Below are 1,650 nucleotides of genomic sequence, written 5' to 3' on the forward strand. Positions count from 1 at the left end.
TATTCTTTGTTTAAAGTTTGATCTTCCAAATCAAATGAAGTAAATCCAATACCGCTTCCAAAGTTATAATTGATTTTTTTGGAATTATAACTCAATTTAATGTTGGGCTTGTTGGTTATTATAGTCTGGTTGAACTGGTTTGACAAAGAATTTACAAGCACATCATAATTTCCTGTAAGGTCAGAATAATCATAGGTCAAATAATCGCTTTCACCCTTGTTTTGAGTAACTTGATAAGCAAATTGCATTGCATATTTCTTACCAATAGGTTCTGAATATGTAACATTTAAATTTAAATTTTGATTTGTTTTCTCCCCAATTTTGTTTTGATCCACATCGACCCTATTGGAAAAATCACCCCCTTCATAACTTTCGTTCAATGACTTTAAAAAATTATTTGCATTCGAATTCAAAGTGTTCCCTGTAGCGTTTACAGAAAATGTACGACGGGGTTTGGCGAATTTATGTTTATATAAAATACTGGCCGATATAGAAGTTTTGTCGGAATCTGTAGTAAATGTTTTTAGCTGTTTGTTTTTTAACAATCCATCATTTCCGGTAGTGTTTCCAGATGTAAATTCATCACTTTCTGTAGTATAAAAATTAGTTTTAGCCGTTATTCGTAAACTGTTTAGAGAATCTAATTTTACATCGTAAATAGCATTCAATTTAAAATTACTCCTGTTAACATTGCTTACTTTAGAAGCATTTTCGTTTAATTGGGTTTCTCCTACTTGGGTTTGTGTTTTTCTACTATTGTTGTTGGTATAAATTTGCTTATTATAATTTGGTGTTAAATTCAATGTTTGTTTATCGTTCCACTTGTTGCTGTACTGCAAACCCGCATTAGTGTTTTTGATAAATCCATTTTGAGTATCAACATTAGGTTCTTCATCATTATTGCCACCCGTCCATTCATAATCTACATTACCATCATCGTCCATACTCATACTCACATCATTATTACCCCCTCCAAATTTATCGCTATCTTGCCAACTAAGTCCATCTTGACCTGTATTACCATTCAATAAAAATGCCGATATTTTTCTTTTGCCTTTAAAATTGCTAAACATAAGATTGGTGTTGTATCTCGAGTCGGAACCCGAAAGTGGTTCTCCTGCACCATCTATTTTACCAAAATACCCTTTCTTTTTGTCTTCTTTTAATTTTAGATTAATTGTTTTTTTTGTTTCGCCATCATCAATTCCTGTAAACTCGGCTTGGTCGCTTTTCTTATCAAATACTTGGACTTCTTTTACGGCATCTGCTCGCAAATTTTTCACTGCCATTCCTGGATCATCTCCAAAAAATTCTTCGCCATCGACCAATACTTTTTGCACCGTTTCGCCCATAGCTTTTATAGCACCATTTTTATCTACTTGTATTCCGGGCAGTTTTTTTAATAATTCTTCTACGTTAGCATTCGCACTTACAACAAAATCACTAGCTCTGTAACTTGTGGTATCCCCTTTGATTCTTATAGAACCCGTTTTTATTATTACTTCTCTTAGCGCATTAATTTTGCTTAACAAAGGAATTGTTCCTAAATTTTTTTCGGTTTCATTTACAGTTATATCCTCTAAATAATCGGCATATTGTCTATGGGAAGTCATTACAATATAGTTTCCGGCTTTTACATTTTTAAGGTCA

At 32.7% G+C, this 1,650-nt stretch carries 1 pseudogene; it reads right to left on the reverse strand.

Annotation, left to right across the window (positions count from 1 at the left end):
• A pseudogene (locus tag EKL98_RS15605) lies at positions 1 to 1,613 on the reverse strand (hypothetical protein); the annotation flags it as partial.
• Positions 1,614 to 1,650: the final 37 nt, after the last annotated feature.

This window comes from Flavobacterium bomense (assembly GCF_003970355.1).